General features: G+C 51.4%; 14 protein-coding genes. 6 read left to right on the forward strand and 8 right to left on the reverse strand.

Features of this window, described 5'->3' with window-relative positions; translation table 11 throughout:
* The first annotated feature begins 55 nt into the window (after positions 1 to 55).
* Together A7975_RS16315 and A7975_RS16320 are read left to right on the forward strand one after the other, a co-directional pair.
* Positions 56 to 985, forward strand: a complete 930-nt coding sequence (locus A7975_RS16315; protein WP_065385769.1) for an ABC transporter ATP-binding protein — start codon at positions 56 to 58, stop codon at positions 983 to 985.
* Positions 986 to 2,107 (forward strand): ABC transporter permease, encoded by a 1,122-nt coding sequence (locus A7975_RS16320; protein WP_065385770.1) that lies wholly within the window; start codon positions 986 to 988, stop codon positions 2,105 to 2,107.
* Positions 2,108 to 2,179: 72 nt separating this feature from the next.
* Here the strand turns inward: A7975_RS16320 and A7975_RS16325 are convergent, their stop codons facing one another.
* The 6 genes from A7975_RS16325 to A7975_RS16350 all read right to left on the reverse strand — a co-directional run bounded on the left by A7975_RS16325 (position 2,180) and on the right by A7975_RS16350 (position 11,370).
* Positions 2,180 to 3,178, reverse strand: coding sequence for a cation diffusion facilitator family transporter (locus tag A7975_RS16325; RefSeq protein ID WP_065385771.1), 999 nt, complete (start codon positions 3,176 to 3,178; stop codon positions 2,180 to 2,182).
* Between the two features lie 269 nt (positions 3,179 to 3,447).
* Positions 3,448 to 5,133, reverse strand: coding sequence for a glycerol-3-phosphate dehydrogenase/oxidase (locus A7975_RS16330; RefSeq protein ID WP_065385772.1), 1,686 nt, complete (start codon positions 5,131 to 5,133; stop codon positions 3,448 to 3,450).
* 187 nt (positions 5,134 to 5,320) lie between these two features.
* Entirely contained in the window at positions 5,321 to 6,811 is a 1,491-nt protein-coding gene (gene glpK, locus A7975_RS16335; RefSeq protein ID WP_065385773.1) for a glycerol kinase GlpK, read from the reverse strand.
* 29 nt (positions 6,812 to 6,840) lie between these two features.
* Complete coding sequence (locus tag A7975_RS16340; RefSeq protein WP_053377445.1) at positions 6,841 to 7,395, reverse strand: glycerol-3-phosphate responsive antiterminator; 555 nt, start codon at positions 7,393 to 7,395, stop codon at positions 6,841 to 6,843.
* Positions 7,396 to 7,436: 41 nt separating this feature from the next.
* On the reverse strand, positions 7,437 to 8,489 hold the full coding sequence (locus A7975_RS16345) for a LacI family DNA-binding transcriptional regulator (RefSeq protein WP_065385774.1): 1,053 nt from the start codon (positions 8,487 to 8,489) through the stop codon (positions 7,437 to 7,439).
* Between the two features lie 220 nt (positions 8,490 to 8,709).
* Positions 8,710 to 11,370 (reverse strand): glycoside hydrolase family 78 protein, encoded by a 2,661-nt coding sequence (locus A7975_RS16350; protein WP_065385775.1) that lies wholly within the window; start codon positions 11,368 to 11,370, stop codon positions 8,710 to 8,712.
* Between the two features lie 217 nt (positions 11,371 to 11,587).
* On the opposite strand from A7975_RS16350, the gene A7975_RS16360 reads away from it, so the two are divergent.
* The 3 genes from A7975_RS16360 to A7975_RS16365 are packed head-to-tail and all read left to right on the forward strand — an operon-like array spanning position 11,588 to position 13,346.
* Complete coding sequence (locus A7975_RS16360; RefSeq protein WP_065385777.1) at positions 11,588 to 12,475, forward strand: AraC family transcriptional regulator; 888 nt, start codon at positions 11,588 to 11,590, stop codon at positions 12,473 to 12,475.
* Positions 12,476 to 12,491: 16 nt separating this feature from the next.
* Entirely contained in the window at positions 12,492 to 12,653 is a 162-nt protein-coding gene (locus tag A7975_RS34230) for a hypothetical protein (protein ID WP_157265580.1), read from the forward strand.
* A gap of 48 nt (positions 12,654 to 12,701) precedes the next feature.
* Positions 12,702 to 13,346, forward strand: coding sequence for a metal-dependent hydrolase (locus A7975_RS16365; RefSeq protein WP_053372500.1), 645 nt, complete (start codon positions 12,702 to 12,704; stop codon positions 13,344 to 13,346).
* A gap of 65 nt (positions 13,347 to 13,411) precedes the next feature.
* On the opposite strand, the gene A7975_RS16370 is transcribed toward A7975_RS16365, so the two are convergent.
* Entirely contained in the window at positions 13,412 to 14,896 is a 1,485-nt protein-coding gene (locus A7975_RS16370; protein WP_065385778.1) for an amidase family protein, read from the reverse strand.
* A gap of 147 nt (positions 14,897 to 15,043) precedes the next feature.
* The gene (locus A7975_RS16375) at positions 15,044 to 15,517 is read right to left on the reverse strand and encodes a DinB family protein (RefSeq protein WP_065385779.1); all 474 of its coding nucleotides are present in this window, start codon (positions 15,515 to 15,517) and stop codon (positions 15,044 to 15,046) included.
* Between the two features lie 194 nt (positions 15,518 to 15,711).
* On the opposite strand from A7975_RS16375, the gene A7975_RS16380 reads away from it, so the two are divergent.
* Entirely contained in the window at positions 15,712 to 16,614 is a 903-nt protein-coding gene (locus tag A7975_RS16380) for a LysR family transcriptional regulator (protein ID WP_065385780.1), read from the forward strand.
* Positions 16,615 to 16,835: the final 221 nt, after the last annotated feature.

The following is a 16,835-nucleotide window of genomic DNA, read 5'->3' on the forward strand; positions in this document are numbered from 1 at the left end:
GCCAATTTGTTTAACAAAGCAATTTTGCTTCAAAAAACGTTAAGGAGGTTACATAATGCCCGTTTTGGAAGTGCGTAATTTGAAGAAAACCTATGGCTCAGTCCACGCGGTAGAAGACATCAGCTTCACGGTAGAAGCCGGCGAGGTGTTCACCATTATAGGACCAAACGGCGCAGGCAAGACGACTACGCTTGAAATGATTGAAGGGCTGCAATCGCCGGACGCGGGCCAAATCACGTTTGGCGCTTTAAATTGGACCAGGAATAGCGAGCAAATCAAAGTGTCCATCGGCGTGCAGCCCCAATCCAGCGCGTTGTTCGATCTATTGACGGTAGAAGAAAATTTGGATTTGTTTGCGACCTTCTATCCGAAATCAAGGCCGGCATCAGACGTACTCGAAATGATTAACCTTACGGACCAGCGAGATAAGCATGTCAAAAAGCTGTCCGGCGGACAAAAGCAGCGGCTTGCAATCGGGCTTGCGATGATTAATGATCCAAAGATCATTTTCCTTGATGAGCCGACAACCGGACTTGATCCGCAGGCAAGGCGCAACATATGGGACATCATTCTCAAGCTGAAGGAGCTTGGCAAAACGACCATTTTGACGACGCATTACATGGAAGAGGCGGAGAAGCTAAGCGACCGTGTCTGCATCGTCGACCAAGGAAAAATCGTCACGCTCGATACGCCTGCCGCCCTAATCGATCGGCTTACGAAGGAACGCGAGGTACGGCTCACCTTTCTTGACGGCGCCGACGCCGCGATCGAAACCGAAAAGGTAGCGACCCTCCAGCCTACAGTCGTGCGGACGAATCGCGAGGGCGCTTCGCTCCAGCTTTGGACGACGCAGCCCGAAGAAACGCTCTATGAGCTGTTCGGCTTCACGAAAGACCGAGGCTTCCGGGTCGAGCAAATTTCGATTCGCGAAATGAGCCTCGAAGATGTATTCATCGCCTTCACCGGCAAGGAATGGAGGGATTAAATGAACAGCGCCAAGCAATTTTCCAAAATGTTCACCGCGCAGATTAAGATGATGTTCCGCGAGAAACAAGTATGGTTTTGGAATATCTTTTTCCCCGTTATTTTGATGGTGTTATTTATGATTATTTTCGGAGGCGGCTCGGGAGACAGCTTTAAAGCCAAAATCGCAGTTGCTGATCCCCAGCCTAACGCAACCTCAAGCATGCTGCTGGAACAGCTGCGGCAAATACCTGTACTCGAGTTCAAAGAGGAGCAGCCCGTAACGAAAGAAGCCGGCAATACGCTCGTGGAGAAGCAAGATATTGACGCCCTAATTATTTTGCCTGAGTCAGAAGGCGCCGCCACGATGCAGCTCATTGTGAACAAGGCGGATGAACAAGGGGCAACGACACAAGCAATAGCCGGCATTTTGGATCAATTTATTCAGCAGGCGAACTGGTCGGCTGCCGGAGCAACACCTACGTTTAGCTTAACGAAAAGCTCCGTCTCCTCGGGCGCCGACGATTTAAATTATGCGGACTTCCTGCTCACCGGCATGATCGGACTATCCGTTGCCCAAGGCGGACTGTTCGGTATGGTTGATCTTGTCGAGATGCGCAGAAAAGGCTTAATGAAGCGGCTTCGCATGACTCCTGCCAAAATGGGTCTCTACGGGCTGGCCGGCATGGTCGTGCGGCTCGTGCTCGGAATTATCCAAATCGTCATTTTGTCGTTGATCGGCGTATTCGGATTTGGCGCGAACCTTCATATTAACGTGTTCAGCTTGGTTGTTGCTTTTTTTGCAGGCGGATTGGTGTTTAATGCAATGGGGTATTTATTCTCCTCGTTCAGCAAGTCGATGGAGGCTTACATGGGGATGGCCAACATTGCAAGCATGCTCATGATGTTCTTAAGCGGCGTGTTTTTCCCACTCGAAACGCTCCCAACCTGGCTGCAGCCGGTTACGCAGATGCTTCCGCTCACCTACTTTGTGGATGGCATGCGTGACGGCCTCATTTACGCCTCCGGCGTAGCCTCAAGCTCCTTCTGGATCGGTATTGGCATTATGGTGTTATGGGGCGTCGTTTCCTTCTTAGTCGGCTCTCAGGTATACAAAGCCAAATCAATTGCCGCTACAAGGTAGACTCTCGCGCAAAAAAAACAGCAGGCCGCGATGCTTCGCCAACGCATCGCGCGACCTGCTGTTTTTGCATATTTACACCTTAAATGCGGAATGCTTCAGCTCCGATTTTTCGATTTGGAACGTCGTATGCTCGATGTGAAAATCAGCCGCGATTTGCTGAATCGCTTCCTGCAGCACCTTCTGGCAATCCACGTTGTCTTCGACAACAAGGTGGCAGCTTAAAGCGTCCAGCCCGGACGTAATCGTCCAAATATGGAGATCATGCACCTCTTTTACCCCATCGATGCGGAGCAGTGTCTCCTCGACCTGTCCAGCATCCACGTTAGCCGGCGTTCCCTCCATCAAAATATGAACGGTAGATTTAATGATTCCCCATGCGCTTTTCAAAATAAGAATCGCAACGACTACGCTTATGATCGGATCGGCGATATACCAGGAGAACAAAGACATTAAAATACCCGCTATAATCGCACCAACCGAGCCAAGCGCATCCCCAAGGACATGTAGGTAAGCGCTCCGTACATTCAAGTTGTCCTTAACGTCGCCTTTGCGCATAAGGAACCACGCGCTTGCGATGTTAGCCAGCAAACCAATGCCCGCGATAATCATCATCGTACCGCTCGCCACGGTTGGCGGCTCTCCGAAACGTTTGATCGCTTCGGCGATGATGAAAGCCGCGATGACAAATAACGTAACGCCATTCAGCAACGCGGCTAATATTTCAAAACGATGAAAGCCATAGGTTCGATTCGGGGACTTCGGACGCACCGCAAACCACATTGCCAACAGACTTAGCGCTAACGCCGCGCTGTCGCTCAGCATATGCCCGGAATCGGACAGCAGCGCCAAAGAATTCGTCACTACCCCCCCGACAAACTCCAATACCATAATACCCGCAGTAATAATAAGTGCGATCAGCAAGCCTGCTTTATTATTTGGAGCATGTGAGTGACCATGATGACCATGATGGCTATGTGAGTGACCATGATGACCATGATGGCTATGTGAGTGACCATGGTGGTGGCCGTGGGAATGTTGATCTTCTTTCTTGTCATTTGCGTTGTTGCTCATTGGTGCAGCCTCCTCATTTAACCCTATTAGTCTGTGTCATATCCAATTATTTCATAAGCTCTATTCCATTCCGCTGCATGGATAACGATCAATAACATATGAATAGTTGCTCATGTATTGATTATATGTACAACTGGTTAAAATTGCAACAGCATATTTACACACAAATTTTCGCTTCAACCCGTGCGCACCAAAACAAAAAGAGACGCATCTCCGCGCCTCTTTTCACACTCACTCGACCATTAAATTCTCGATTCCAAAATATACCTTTAGCTCCTCAGCGGCTCTACCGCTTCAACCAGCTTCTCTTCCAGCTCCGCTGTATAAGCAGCCCGCTGCTCCTCGCTCCAATGAAGCCGATTCGCCATCGCGGCAATGACCTGCCATTTCCACTGCTGCACATAGCCAATGCGGAAGAACAAATCACCTGTCCGGCGGATAAAGAAGTCCACCGGCTTCACCGTCATTTCTGCTTCAAGCGAATAACGGAGCTGCACCGCCAGCACAAGCGGCAGCCCATAGGCAGCCGCCCATTCCGCCGTCCCTTGAGCCATCGCGAACAGCTGATCCACGTTGGAGCCGTAACGCTGTGCCAAATAAGCCGACTCTTCCTTCGTAAAGCCATAATGAGCGCCTTCAGCCGTTTTCTTTTGCAAAAATAGTTCAAAGCCAGCCGATCCGCCTAAGTCTCCGCCCGACATCGGTATCGATTTTGTTGCGCTTTTGGCAAAGCGAGCGGCACTGCCCTCCTGCCCCAGCAGCTCGACTACTTTGTCAACGACCGTTTCAGCCATCTTGCGGTAGCCGGTCAGCTTTCCCCCTGCGATTGAAATGAGGCCGGACTGCGATACAAAAATTTCGTCTCTGCGCGATATTTCCGACGGCGACTTGCCTTCCTGCTGGATGAGCGGGCGCAGTCCTGCCCAGCTCGATTCCACATCCGCTTCAATAAGCTTCAGCTTCGGGAACATAAAGTTGACGGCATTCAGTAAATAGGTACGGTCCTCCAGCGTCATAACGGGATTTACGGTGTTGCCTTTGTAATTGGTATCGGTTGTGCCAAAATAAGTTTTGCCGGCGCGTGGAATCGCGAACACCATGCGTCCATCCGGCGTATCGAAGTAAACCGCTTGACGCAGCGGGAAACGGCTCTTGTCGAACACAAGATGGACGCCCTTCGTCAAACGGAGCGTTTTCCCTTTTTTGGAACCGTCCATTTCACGTATATCATCGACCCAAGGGCCGGTTGCATTGATGATTTTGGCCGCTTTAATCTCATATGCTGTACCGCTGATCGTATCTTTAACGAGTGCGCCTGTTATATTGCCAGACTTGTCGTAGCGCAGCGTCTCCACCTTCGCATAATTGACAGACAAAGCGCCGGTTTCCACCGCTTTCTTCATCACTTCAATCGTCAGCCGCGCATCATCCGTCCGATATTCCACATAATAGCCGCCGCCCTTCAAGCCTTCGCGTTTCAAAAGCGGCTCCTTCGCCAGCGTATCCGCAGCGCTCAGCATCATGCGGCGCTCTTTTCTTTTGACTCCCGCCAAAAAGTCATAAACACGCAGCCCGATCGAAGTCGAGAACTTGCCGAAGGTGCCTCCTTTGTACAGCGGTAGCAGCATCCATTCGGGCGTAGTCACATGCGGTCCATTCTCATATACGATGGCCCGCTCCTTGCCCACCTCGGCGACGACGCCTACTTCAAATTGCTTTAAGTAGCGCAAGCCTCCGTGCACAAGCTTCGTGGAACGGCTCGATGTGCCCGCCGCAAAGTCCTGCATTTCAACCAGCGCCACCTTCATCCCGCGCGCAGCAGCATCAAGCGCAATACCCGCTCCCGTGATGCCGCCGCCAATAACCAGCACATCAATGGGTGAAGACTGCATGTCCGCCAGCACCTGCTCACGATTTTGCGCTGCAAAAATTTCCTTGCCCTTATGATTGTTCATTATGATTTCCTCCGATTCTCTATCCATATAATGTTCTGCCAAATTCGTCTGGTTACTCCTCATTTAACAAATATAAACAAAAAAACCACTCAAACCGCTTCCCAGCCCTTAAAAAAGGGTTTGGAAGCGGTCTTCGTGGTTTCTCCTAGTCTCCAACCGTTATTAACTTATCGACATTATAACATCATTATTGCGCAAAAGCCATGGCCGCTTTGACCGCGCGGTGCCAGCCCTTATATAAATCCTCACGTGTCTCATCCGCCATCGATGGCTCAAACAACCGATCCACCTTCCGCAGCTTGGCAAGCTCCTCGCGGTTTTCCCAGAAGCCGACAGCAAGACCCGCCAAATAAGCGGCTCCAAGCGCCGTCGATTCATTGACTACCGGTCTCTCTACCGGTACGCCCAGCAAGTCGCTTTGGAATTGCATAAGCAAATTATTCAGCGTCGCTCCCCCGTCTACGGACAGCGATTGCAGCGGCAATCCCGATTCTTCCTCCATAGCCGATAGGACATCCTTCGTCTGGTAAGCCAAAGATTCGAGCACGGCGCGGACAAAATGCGCCTTCGACGTTCCGCGCGTCAGACCAAATACCGCGCCTCTTACATCGCTGTTCCAATAAGGCGTGCCAAGTCCTACGAATGCCGGAACGACGTAGACGCCATCCGTCGATTCGACCTGCTCCGCCAGACCTTCGGTCTCGGATGCCGATTCGATAAGCTCAAGCCCATCGCGGAGCCACTGGATTGCAGCTCCCGCAACAAATACGCTGCCTTCGAGCGCATATTCGAGCTTGCCGTCCACCTCCCATGCAATGGTGGTGAGCAACCCTCTCTCGGATACGATTGCTTTAGCACCCGTGTTCATGAGCATAAAGCAGCCCGTTCCATAGGTATTTTTTGTGTTTCCCTCATCGTACGCATTTTGCCCGAATAACGCCGCTTGCTGGTCGCCCGCCGCTCCCGCTACCGGTATTGCGCGTCCCAGCAGCCCGGTATCAAGCCAGCCATACACCTCGGAGGAAGAGCGTACCTCTGGCAGCATCGCTTTTGGAATGTTCAAAATATGCAAAAGCTCATCATCCCAGCTCCGCTCATGAATGTTGAACATCAGCGTCCGCGATGCATTCGAGACATCCGTTACATGCACCAGCCCGCCGGTTAAATTCCATATGAGCCAAGTATCAATCGTGCCAAACAGCAGCTCGCCCTTCTCCGCTCGCTCACGGGCGCCATCGACATGGTCCAGCAGCCAGTTCACCTTTGTCCCTGAAAAATAAGCATCGATCAGCAGTCCCGTTTTCGAGTGAAACAGCTGCTCATATCCGCCTTGCTTCAGCGCTTCGCAGATGTCTGCGGTTTGGCGCGACTGCCATACAATCGCATAGTGAATGGGGTGACCGGTCTTCTTATCCCAGACAACCGTCGTCTCCCGTTGATTCGTAATTCCGATTCCAGCGATTTGCTCAGCCGTTGCGCCAGACCTTTCCAGAAGCTCCGCCATCACCTTCTTCGTTGATTCCCATATAAACATAGCGTCCGCTTCAACCCAGCCTGCGTGCGGGTAATGCAGAGGAAGCTCTTCCCGTTCCATATCTATAATAGTCCCGCTTCGGTCCACGAGCAGCGCGCGCGTGCTTGTCGTGCCCTGATCGAGCGATAGTATATATTTATCCATTTTAACCTCCTCCTTCACATGCCAAAGGGCTAATCCGCAGCCTTCCACAGCTCTTTCCGCGATGTCGTGATCGCCGTTGCGCCGGCTTCGAGCGCCTGCTTTACATGCTCCTGCGTCCGTATAAGCCCACCCGCAATAATCGGAATGCCGCTCCGCCTCTTAACCTCGCTGATGATATCCGGTATGACGCCCGGCAGCACCTCGATGAAATCAGGGCGATTTTTGTCCAGACCCGTATAGCTTCTCTCCAGCGCATCCGAATCGATAAGGAACAGCCGTTGAATGGCAATCAGCCCGTTCTGCTTCGTGCGGCCAATGACGCTGGAGCGAGTGGATATAAGGCCCGCGGGTCGAATGGACTGGCAGAGAAACTCGGCTGCGTATTCGTCATTTTTAAGTCCGTCAATCAGATCCGCGTGCAGCAGTACCTTTTTGTCATGCTGCCTCGCCAGATCAACGATATTTTTCAACTGCCCCAAATGTCCTCCGAGCAGCACCATAAAAGCATAAGGCGAAGCAAGCACCGCCTCCACATCCTTCAGCTTATGCACAGCCGGCAATACGTTCTGACCGTTCAGCAACAAAGACAAGCCTGCCACCTCCGCGCGTATTCGGATAACTTAACTTATTCGTGGTTAATAGGTGCCGCACCGTTCTTCTTGGCTGGCGCCCCGCTGCTCTCGCGTATTTTCAAACGGGTAGGCAATACGATTTTTTTGGCAATTTCCCGCTTGGCGACCAAGCGATCGGCCAGCAGCTCAACCGCTGTTTCGCCCATATGCTCCATATGAACCTTAACGGTTGTGAGCGGCGGCTGCAAAAACTCAGCTATGGCGATGTCGTTGTACCCAATGATCGAAATATCATGCGGGATCTGCAACTTCTCTTCATGCAGCGCCCGCAGCGCGCCCACTGCCATGGAATCATTTTCAATAAAAAAGGCCGTTGGCACCTTATTTCCCGTCAAAGCCTTCTTCATCAGCTTATAGCCGTCCTCGGAATATAAATGGTTGCCCGTATACACCAGCTCCGGATCGAACAGCCCATGGGCAGCCAACTGGTCCATAAATACTTTCTCGCGCTCATCCCGCACACGCTTATTGTTCACCTTATTATGCCCGCCGATATAACCGATCGTTTCATGGCCTAAGCCAATCAGATAATCGACCACCTCGGAAACGGACTTGCGCAAATCAATGACTACGGAATCAAAGCGGTTGTCGTCAGGAGAGGAATCGACGAAGACGATGCTGCTAAGGCCGATCGGAAAACGATCCAAATCCTCCTTCTCGAACCGCCCAATCGCAATCATGCCGTCGAGCGACTCGCCGGGCCAGTCCTTGCTGTCCGAATTCCCTTTGGGCTGCATATACAATTTAACCAAATCCATCTTCCGTTGGAAGCATTCACGTTCAATGCCGAGCCTGATCGCCAAATAATACGGATCAAGCATTTCCTCCTGATCGGAATACCAGTTCAGAAGCCCAACCCGGTACCGCTCCTTGACAGCAATGCCGCTGCGCTGTCGCAGCGTCTTGTAATTTAATTGCTGTGCTGCCTCGAAAATGCGTTTGCGGGTTTCATCAGCCACCGAAATGCCCGGATCATAATTAAGCACCCGTGATACCGTTGCGATCGATACATTTGCTTTTTGCGCAATTTCTTTAATCGTAGCCATACTACCGTTCCTTCCTGCAAGGCATGGAATACGTGATGTAAGCGATTTCTCTTTTATGGGTAAAATTATACGTTGTTTTTACTAAAAATCAAGAACAATTTATCGATTTCACCGCAAAAAGCAAAAGGCTGCCCTTAGGTGTTAGCACCTGTAGAGCAGCCTTGCTTGACCTTTTATGCATTATTTCGATGCATACGTGCATAAGTAAAAAACGTGCATCCTACCATGCAAGCTGGTAGCTGCCTGATCCGACATGAATGGAAACGCCAGCTTCCGTTTCCGATACAGCCGTTACGCCCAAAGCTCCCTTAAGCGAGCCTCCGCTCTCGGTTACCTTTGCCCCGGCAGACGCCCCCGGCAACCGAATTTCCGCAGCCGTGTTCGGCGGAATCGCTACATCTAGCGTGATGGTTCCGTCCTCCGACTTCACCCATTTGGAGCTGACCTTCCCGTACAACGTTTGCAAGCTTCCCTCCGCCCAGCTAAGCCCCTCGCCCGGCTGCGGCGCAATCAAGATTTGCTTGTAGCCAGGCGCCGACTCAACCGTTTGAATGCCTGCGACTGTGCGGTACATCCAATCGCCAATGGCGCCATACGCATAGTGATTGAAGGAGTTCATATTTTTGCTCCAGAAGCTGCCATCCTCCTTGATGCCGTCCCAGTGCTCCCAAATCGTCGTTGCACCCTTCGTTACCGGATAGAGCCATGACGGATAAGTTTGCTGCAGCAGCAGCTTATAAGCCGCCTCGTTCTGGCCAAATGCGCTAAGCACATGATTCAAATACGGCGTACCAACAAATCCTGTCGTCAGGTGAAACTTATTTTGCTCGAGCAGCTCGGCAAGCTTGGCAATCGCCCGCTTCTCTGCCGTTTCATCCAGCAGCCCGAACATGAGGGCAAGCACTTGAGCCGTTTGGGTCGGCACGGCCAGCCTGCCCGTAGCGGTCACGAATTCCTCGCGCAGAGCGGCTAGAATTTGCACATAAAGCTCCTGATACGTCGCCGCATCCTCTGTCTCATTCAGCACGGCTGCCGTCTTCTGGACAAGCGATACCGAATACGCGTAAAAGGCTGTCGCAATAAAGTCCCGATCGGTCGCTCCCACGTAATCGCCGGATTTGGCATCAAGCCCAAGCCAATCGCCAAAATGAAAACCGGTGTTCCACAAAAACTCGTTATCCCCCTGACGCCGGACGTAGGACACCCAAGCCTTCATGCTGTCATACTGCTCCTCCAATATTCGCTTATCGCCGTAACAAACATAAATGGTCCACGGGCAAATGACTGCCGCATCCCCCCATGCCGCCGAGGAGCTGTCGTTCTCGCCAAGCACCTGCGGAATAACGAAAGGCACACTTCCGTCTTCGCCTTGATCAGCCTCCAAATCCCGCAGCCACTTGGTGAAAAAAGGCGCTACATTCGATAAGTAAGACGCCGTTTGGATGAACATTTGTGCATCTCCGGTCCACCCAAGCCGTTCATCCCGCTGCGGACAGTCGGTCGGCACGTCGAGGAAATTGCCCTTCATGCCCCATTTGATGTTGCGCTGAAGCTGATTGACCAGCGGCTCCGAGCACTCGAACAAGCCGGTATCCTCCATATCGGAATGGAGCACCACGCCTGTAAAATCATCCATCTCCAGCTTCTCGGGAAATCCGATGAGCTGCACGTACCGAAAGCCTTGAAACGTAAATCGCGGCTCATACATTTCACGCTCGGCGCCCTTTTGCACATACTTGATCGTCTGCTTTGCCGCACGCAAATTATCGGTGTAGAAATTACCCTCATGGTCGAGCACCTCGGCATGCAGCAGCGTTACTTCAGCCCCCGCTTCTCCCTGCAGCGCAAATTGCACCCATCCGACCATATTTTGGCCAAAATCAAGCACCCGCTCCCCTTTTGGCGTCGAAAAGAACGCTATCGGCTTCAGCCTCTCCTGCTTGCGTACGGGCTCGTTTATTTGCGGCGTCAGCATTTGCTTCCCATGCTGCAGCAATTCTACCGCCTGCCAGCCTCCTTCGCCGTCATCATAACCTGCCGTACTCCAGCCCTCTCGTTCCAGGCGTGCGTCATACGTTTCGCCATGATAGATTTCCGAAAGCCGAACCGGACTGATCGCCGCTTTCCAGCTATTGTCGGTTACGATCAGCTCTTCCCTTCCATCCTCATACATGATACGTATTTGCAGCAGCAGAGCTAGACGATCGCCGTACAAGCAGCGCTGCTCACTCCAAGCCAAATTCCCTTTGTACCAGCCATTTCCGAGGTAAGCGCCAATCGCATTTCCGCTTGGCGCAAGGAGCTCGGTTATATCATAGGTTTGTGTTTGCAGCGTATGGCTGTAACTCGTCCAGCCCGGCGTAAAGTAGCTGTCGCCCACCCGTTGTCCATTAAGCTCAAGCTCGTAGAGCCCAAGTGCAGTCGCGTACAAGCGGGCTTCCTTCACAGCGCCTGTGAGAGCAAAGGTTTTCCTCAGCATCGGGGATGGCTCGGACTCAACTTGCAGCAGGTCAAGCGGCGCTGATATCCATTCCCCCACCCATTCCTTAGGACTTAGAATGCCCATCTCCCAGAAAGCCGTCTCTGACCAAGCAGACTGCTCGCCCCGCTGATTCCATACCCGGACACGGTAGTAATAACGCTTACAAGATTCAGCCGTAAACGACTTTAGCTCCACATGCGTGGATTGCTCCGATTCCATGCGGCCCGATTGCCAGATCACGTCAGCAAAACGATCATCCGAAGCAAGCTCAATCTCATAAGCAGACTGGCTTACCGCTCTCTCTTCTGAATGAAGCTTCCAGCCCAAACGTGGTGCTGCCGCACCGATTCCGATCGGATTTTTCTGATATTCGCAGCGCAGTTCTCTAATCTCTAGCATTAAGTTATCCTCCTTCAGGTATAACGGAATTAAGCTTCCATAACCAAGCGCTCGAAAATGCCGATATTTATTGCGTGTTCGCCTTCCTTGCCTCTACGCTTTCCTCTATAATTATAAAAAAGCAGAGCGATAAAAATGCAGGTATAACGGACAACTTGATGCGGTAATCCGGACATTTTCACAAAAGGCAGAGAAATCTGCGTTGGGAGCGCGCACAATGAATCATCACGTAGAAACGTTTCGCGGAGAGCACTTTTTCCAAAAAAATCAGCTGCTTTACGTTAATCGCGCCACAGAGAACATTACGAGCCCCTATCATGATCACGATTTTCTCGAATGCGTCTATATCGCAGAGGGAGCCGGCTACCATCATATCGGCGATCAGGTTCATAAGGTGCGAAAGGGGCAGGTTTTCTTCATCCCGATCGGCATGTCGCATGTGTTCAGGCCGATTTCCGCAAATAAAGCAGTGAGCCCACTGAGCGTATTCAATTGTGTCTTTTCTCCGCTGCTGCTGCATAAGCTTAGTGCATTCGCCTCCGATTACAGCATCGTTCAGTTTATGAGCAACATGGAAAGCGGACTTTCTTCCTACTATTCCTGCATGGATACGCATGACCAGTTCGAGAAGCTCTTTCTAGCCCTGCACAGAGAATATGAGCTTCCGCAAACGGGCTCCTCTGATTACTTGCATTCCCTGCTGCTGCAGCTGATCATCGCTTTGCAGCGATCGATGGAGCAATCCCGCCCGTCCCCCGCTCCGAGGCAAACGGCTTTTATCAAGCTGTTAAATGATCTCGAGCAGCATTATGATCAGGAGCTGACGCTAGCTAGGCTGGCTGAGGCAAGCGGCTGGAGCGAGCGGCATCTGCAGCGTCTCTTCCGGCAGCATGCGAACCAAAGCTTCCACCGCTACCTGCAAAATGTACGCATCCAAAAGAGCCAAGAGCTGCTTCGCGGCTCCCAGCTCAAAATCAGCACGATTGCCGAGATGGTCGGCTACAAGGATATTCATTCTTTTAACACCTTGTTTAAAAGATGCACCGGAATGACGCCAAGCGTATATCGCAAAGAAACGGACCCAGGCGATATGTCAAATCGATAGGAGGTTCTTCGTCAGCATGTTTACGTTAAAGGAAAAGCTCTATCTGCTAGAGCTGCTCAAAAAACAAAATCGCAAACGGCTTTTAAGCTTTGGCAAAAAAGACCCGGCTCACGACCGGCTTGTAGAGAAGCTTGAGCAAATGGTTCGCAATGAGCAGGTAAACCGAGAACAACTATAATAGGCTGTCATCATTCATGCACACGCATCGTCAGTCACAGGAGGATTTATGACAGGAAAGACTCATCTAGCGATCGGGGCAGCCGTTGGCGCAGCCGCATCGATCTATTACCCGTTCACTTTGGAGCATGCCGCTTTGTACATTGCCGTAGCCGGCTTCTCCGCGTTAAGCGCGGATCTTGACGGCCCTAGCATGCTCAGCTCCAAGCTCAGCAAGGTTTCCAAGCTGATCCGCGAGCTTACGCTATGGTCGGGCTTCCTGCTTGCCGCCATCATTTGTTATTATTTTTTCACCGACCAATCGCCTTCACCGCTATACATAGGCGTAGCAGCGGCCGTCTTCCTGCTTGGCCTCGTGGCGAAGCAGGGCGTCATCCGAAATGTGCTCGCGAGCGCCGTCGGATGCATCGTTATGTACGCCGGCTATTACTATCATATGAACTGGCTGATCGGCTTCGGCCTGTTTTCCGCTTGGGTACCGTGGCTGAAGCATCGCGGCATGACGCATACGATATGGGCCGTCCCGATTTGGGGCGCGATTGGCTGGGGACTCGAGAATCAGCTGCAAATTGACGGCATCGCAATCGTCTCGATGCTCGGTTATTTATCTCATCTCGTAGCGGATACGCTCACGCCGAGCGGTGTGAAATGGCTTTATCCGCTGACGAAAAAATCATTTAAAATCCGGCTGTAGGTTTTTATAAGAGAATAGGCGCAAGCGACAAGGCTATAATGCCTGCTGCTTGCGCCTTTTATTTTTCAACTGAAGTCTGTTGGAGGAAAACGATGCTTGGTCGCTTGCTCGAAGCCGTAAGCCAGCTTAATGAGTGTCGGCTCGCTGAAGGCTGTGCCGATAAAGGATATGCCCTGCGGACCTTTAGTCGTATAGCCGCCTTCTGCGATAATACCGGTTTCCGCAAATCCGCCTGGCACCGTAATGACGGGATAACCTGCCCTGGCGGCAAGATCATCGCCATCGTCATTGCCAAGGAACAGCAGCGCATCTAATTGATGCTCCTCCAAAGCGTGATCGATCCCGCCTTTGCCCGCAAGCTCTCTATTTCTAATGAGACTATCCACATATTCCTGCTCGGTCAGCGTCCCGCTCGTTTCCTCTGCCGATATGAGCGTATCTTGACCATATTTTAAAGCAATATCGGCATGCTCTGCATTATAGGCAATAAGCTCCTGCAAGGAATGTACGGGAACCGATTCATCCAGCTTCCCTAGATAATCGTTGATGTATTTTTTGAATTCATAACGCAGCACATGCCAATCCCATTCGACCTTCTCGCACGGCAGTTCAACGGGGTCAATAATGGTGGCGCCTGCCTGCTTCAAGACCCCGATGGCCTCTTCGATAACGGCGAGCCTAGCCTCGTCTAAATCCTTATAGTAAAAACGCGGAATTCCGATCCTTGCCTGCTTCAAATAATCCGTATTCAAAAAAGGCGTATAATCCTTGTAAGCATGCTTCGCCCCCGCTACCGTTACTTCATCCAACTCATCCGCACCCGTTAGCGCCCCAAGCACGATGGCAGCATCCGTCACCGTTCTTGCCATCGGTCCTGCCGTATCTTGACTGCTCGTAATCGGAATAATGCCGGTTCGGCTTACGAGTCCTATCGTCGGCTTGATTCCCACCAGATTCGTTTGGCTTGCAGGGCTAATGATGGAGCCGGAGGTTTCCGTTCCAATCGCAGCCGCTGCTAAATTCGCGGCAGCCGCAGCGCCTGATCCCGAGCTGGAGCCGCCAATAAACAGCTCTCCCGGCCCATATGGATTAAGCACAAGCCCTCCTCTTGAGCTATAGCCCGCCCACATCGAGCCGGACATAAAATTGGCCCACTCCGTCATATTCGCTTTTCCGAGAAAAACAGCTCCGGCGGCGCGCAGCTGCGATGCAACGAAGGAATCCGCTGCGGCGTAGGAATTCGCTAAAGCAACTGAGCCTGCGCTCGTGTGCATGTTGTCATGGGTATCTATATTGTCCTTCAAAATAATCGGAATGCCATGCAGGTTGCCCCTGCTCCCGCGCTCGACTCGTTCCTGGTCCAAATCCCTTGCGATTTCAATCGCGTCCGGGTTGACTTCCAAAATGGAGCGAAGCACCCCATCATGTCGTTTAATACGCCCCAGATAAACCTTCACAAGCTCTTCCGAGCTTAACCAGCCTGCTTCCATTGCCGCTTGCATGCTCGCTATATCCGCCTCTATAATCCACTCTTCCATATTTACCTTCATTAGAACCATCCCCCACACGCCCTGCTTCCAGCATTTTCTTCTCTCCATAATATCCAATTTCAGGAAGCGTGTCATCGTAATAAATAGATATAGCCAAACTTTCCTCTATTAGAGCGGTGGGGATGGCGATTTTTTTCGACGCAAGCTTTATTGCTTGTTTTGGATGACCTTAAGCAAGCAGCCACAGGTTGCAAGATGCATCCCTTCATGGACTAATCCAAAGTTCAACAGCTCCCCCGCCCGGTTGAAGGTGAGCGGTCCCAATTGAATCGGCGGTGTGAGAGTTGCCTTCAAGCTGTCTGGAGCCAACTCAGATATAAAGCTAAGCTGATCGGACAGCTGCTGGATTAGCTCTTCCTTCGAAGGAGGGGTGTCCGTCCAGTCCGCTGGCGCCGTGCCGGATTTGAAAAACGATGCGTAAGCTGCGGGAATGGCCGATTGTCGCGAGAAGCCAAGCGACATGTAGACATCCATCCAATAAATCATGTGTCCAACGTTCCAGCGAACCGTGTTGTTATAGGCATCAGGCTGAATGTCGAACAGTTCCTCAGGGATCGCCTGCACCTGCTGAAGCACCAATTGACGAACCGTTTGAGCCGTTTTGATCATCATTTCTGACATGTTGATTTCCTCCTTTGTAATGTGACGCGCTTGATATGTTCCAAGTGTAGATCTCCTGGAAATTTTCATCAATGCAGTGCACATTACCGGAACGTTAAGTGTAAGTTAACGATTATTCATTGACAGAAAAAGAGGATGAAGTGACAATAATGATGCAAGGCACTCAGCGATGCTATTGAAAGCAGGTGTGCGTTATGGAGTTAAGGCAGCTGCAGTATTTTATGGCGATTTGTGAGGAGCTTCACTTCACGAGAGCAGCCGAGAAGATGGGCGTCAGCGCGCCCAACGTCAGCCAGCAGATAAGGAAATTGGAGGAAGAATTAAAGGTTTTGCTGTTCGATCGTGTAGGTAAAACAATCGTCCTCACAGAAGCCGGAGCGATTCTTCATGAGCATGGCGCTGCCGTGTTCGGGCATCTGCAGCAAGCGAGCGATGCGATTGCGGATTTAAAAAAAATGCAAGGCGGATCGTTATCGATCGGTGTCTTGCCCGGTGACGCGGATCTGATGTTTAATGCCTTGCTGCTAAACTTTCATCAAACCTATCCCACCATTTCGCTGTCTCTTTTGGAAACCACCAAAGTAACCGAACAAGTTCTGGATAGGAGCATCGATGTTGGCGTAACGACCGGGCCTGTTATCGATGATCGTCTCACGTCCATTCCTTTGTTTCATGAAGAGTTCTCATTGGCGGTCAGCATCAATGATCCCCTTGCCGCGGAGAGCTTCATCTCCTTGAGCAGACTGGACACCTTGAAGCTCGTCATGTTCCCATCCGACCATCAGTGCCGCAAGCTGATCGACCGCTTCTGCATGGATAAAGGTTTTACGCTGCGTCCGCATATGGTGACGACAACCTTATCATCCCTCCTCCAGATGGTGCAAAGCGGAGCTGGCGCCTGTGTTCTGCCGCGGCTGCTGCTCGATAATCTTCCTTATCCCGACATCAAGGTGCTGCCTCTAAAAAATCCTACGCCTTCTCAAGACATTTGTCTCATCTATCGCAGCGACCGATATATCGGACATGCCATGCGCACGTTTATAAAGATTCTAAGAGCCTATATAGAGTCCGCGATCCATCATGCGAAGTCTTCTTAAATAACACGCAGCTTGACTGTAGTGCGGTGTTCCCCACAATTGGTTTGATGCGCCTGTCTTCAAACAAACTGTGGGGAAACGCCAGCATATAGACAAAAATGTTCCTACGATGGAGCAGGAGCATCCCCATGTACAGTCCGGGCAATACGATAAACGCAGCCGATTTTTGATAACCGGAATGCTAACTCTATTTGGCACGATACTCTCCCACCACAAACTTT

Source organism: Bacillus sp. FJAT-26390 (genome assembly GCF_001682865.1).
In the GTDB taxonomy this organism is placed as follows: Bacteria; Bacillota; Bacilli; order Paenibacillales; family Paenibacillaceae; genus Pristimantibacillus.

What these genes read in the sequence shown, in the direction of transcription:
- A7975_RS16315 (WP_065385769.1), top strand. Translation starts at nt 56, where the DNA reads ATGCCCGTTTTGGAAGTGCGTAATTTGAAGAAAACCTATGGCTCAGTC.
- A7975_RS16320 (WP_065385770.1), top strand. Translation starts at nt 986, where the DNA reads ATGAACAGCGCCAAGCAATTTTCCAAAATGTTCACCGCGCAGATTAAG.
- A7975_RS16325 (WP_065385771.1), bottom strand. Translation starts at nt 3,178, where the DNA reads ATGAGCAACAACGCAAATGACAAGAAAGAAGATCAACATTCCCACGGC.
- A7975_RS16330 (WP_065385772.1), bottom strand. Translation starts at nt 5,133, where the DNA reads ATGAACAATCATAAGGGCAAGGAAATTTTTGCAGCGCAAAATCGTGAG.
- glpK (WP_065385773.1), bottom strand. Translation starts at nt 6,811, where the DNA reads ATGGATAAATATATACTATCGCTCGATCAGGGCACGACAAGCACGCGC.
- A7975_RS16345 (WP_065385774.1), bottom strand. Translation starts at nt 8,489, where the DNA reads ATGGCTACGATTAAAGAAATTGCGCAAAAAGCAAATGTATCGATCGCA.
- A7975_RS16350 (WP_065385775.1), bottom strand. Translation starts at nt 11,370, where the DNA reads ATGCTAGAGATTAGAGAACTGCGCTGCGAATATCAGAAAAATCCGATC.
- A7975_RS16360 (WP_065385777.1), top strand. Translation starts at nt 11,588, where the DNA reads ATGAATCATCACGTAGAAACGTTTCGCGGAGAGCACTTTTTCCAAAAA.
- A7975_RS34230 (WP_157265580.1), top strand. Translation starts at nt 12,492, where the DNA reads ATGTTTACGTTAAAGGAAAAGCTCTATCTGCTAGAGCTGCTCAAAAAA.
- A7975_RS16365 (WP_053372500.1), top strand. Translation starts at nt 12,702, where the DNA reads ATGACAGGAAAGACTCATCTAGCGATCGGGGCAGCCGTTGGCGCAGCC.
- A7975_RS16370 (WP_065385778.1), bottom strand. Translation starts at nt 14,896, where the DNA reads ATGAAGGTAAATATGGAAGAGTGGATTATAGAGGCGGATATAGCGAGC.
- A7975_RS16375 (WP_065385779.1), bottom strand. Translation starts at nt 15,517, where the DNA reads ATGTCAGAAATGATGATCAAAACGGCTCAAACGGTTCGTCAATTGGTG.
- A7975_RS16380 (WP_065385780.1), top strand. Translation starts at nt 15,712, where the DNA reads ATGGAGTTAAGGCAGCTGCAGTATTTTATGGCGATTTGTGAGGAGCTT.